We start from the raw sequence: 1,549 nt of genomic DNA on the forward strand, positions 1-1,549 counted from the left end.
CGGTTACACACCCGCGCCGATCGCGTGGGGCACGTGCGAAAGCCCCGGGCTGCAGCGCCGCGGCGCGCAGTGCGGCATGCTCACGGTGCCGCTGGACTACCGGCGCCCGCGCGGCACCAAGATCAAGCTGGCCGTCTCCCGCATCCTGCACAAGTCACCGGCGGCGGACTACCAGGGCATCATGCTGACCAACCCGGGCGGCCCCGGCGGATCCGGGCTGACCCTGTCGGTGCTCGGCGAGTACGTGCCGGACAACGTGGGCAGTGAGTACGACTGGATCGGTTTCGACCCGCGCGGCGTCGGCTCCAGCGAGCCGTCCCTGTCCTGCGACGGCAACCTGACCACCCAGTACAACCGGCCGTACTACGTGCCGGTCACGCGTTCGCTGGAGAAGCAGTGGCTGGCCCGCTCGAAGCAGTACGCGCAGGCCTGCGCCAAGGCCGGCGGCGAGCTGCTCGACCACGTCAAGACCACAGACACGATCGCCGACATGGAGAGCATCCGCAAGGCGCTGGGCGCCAAGCAGCTCAACTTCTACGGCTTCTCGTACGGCACGTACCTCGGCCAGGTGTACAGCACGCTGCACCCGGAGCGGGTCCGCCGGATGGTCCTCGACGGCAACGTCGACCCGCGCGACGTCTGGTACAAGGCGAACCTGGCGCAGGACGTGGCGTTCGACAAGAACATCAACACGTACTTCGCCTGGGTCGCCAAGTACGACTCGGTCTACCACCTGGGCACGACCGGCAGCGCGGTGAAGAAGAAGTACTACGCGACGCTGCAGCAGCTGCGCAAGGCACCGGCCGGCGGGGTCATCGGCCCGGACGAGTGGACCGACATCTTCACCTCGGCGGCGTACTACATCTTCGACTGGACGACCATCGCCGAGGCGTTCGCGGCGTACGTCAACGACGGCGACTACGCCCCGGTCAAGGCGCTGTACGACGGTGGCTACCCGCAGGGGCCGGGCACCGACAACGGCTACGCCATGTACCTGGCCACCCAGTGCACCGACGTGCAGTGGCCGAAGAACTGGAGCAAGTGGCAGCGCGACAACTGGCGGATCTACTCCCAGCACCCGTTCCTGACGTGGAGCAACGCCTGGTTCAACGCGCCCTGCGTGTTCTGGAAGGGTGACGTCGGCACGCCGGTGAACGTCAACGGCAAGAAGGCGCCGCCGATCCTGCTGATCAACGAGACGTACGACGCCGCGACGCCGTACGCGGGCAGCCTTGAGGTCCGCAAGCGCTTCCCGCGGTCGGTGCTGATCGAGGGCGTCGGGGGCACCACGCATTCCGGCTCGCTCAACGGCATCGCCTGCACCGACAACGCGATCGCGGCGTACCTGTCCGACGGCACGCTGCCGGCCCGGGTGCGCGGCAACCGTTCCGACAAGCAGTGCGACCCGCTGCCGCAGCCGGACCCGACGGCCGCGGCGGCCAAGAGCGCGTCCGCCTCCGGCGGCGGCTCCAACCGCGTGCTGCCGGACCTCAGCGTGCTGCGCTGAGGAAGGCCTGACGAGGGGGCGCGGGCCGGTGTGGCCCGCGCC

General features: G+C 69.1%; 1 protein-coding gene. It reads left to right on the forward strand.

What is annotated here, in order from left to right:
* The coding region (locus AB0C29_RS47775) for an alpha/beta hydrolase (protein WP_360834926.1) at positions 1-1,507 on the forward strand (1,507 nt) is incomplete at its 5' end.
* Positions 1,508-1,549: the final 42 nt, after the last annotated feature.

The sequence above is a fragment of the Actinoplanes sp. NPDC048791 genome, assembly GCF_040650095.1.
Taxonomy (GTDB): Bacteria; Actinomycetota; Actinomycetes; order Mycobacteriales; family Micromonosporaceae; genus Actinoplanes.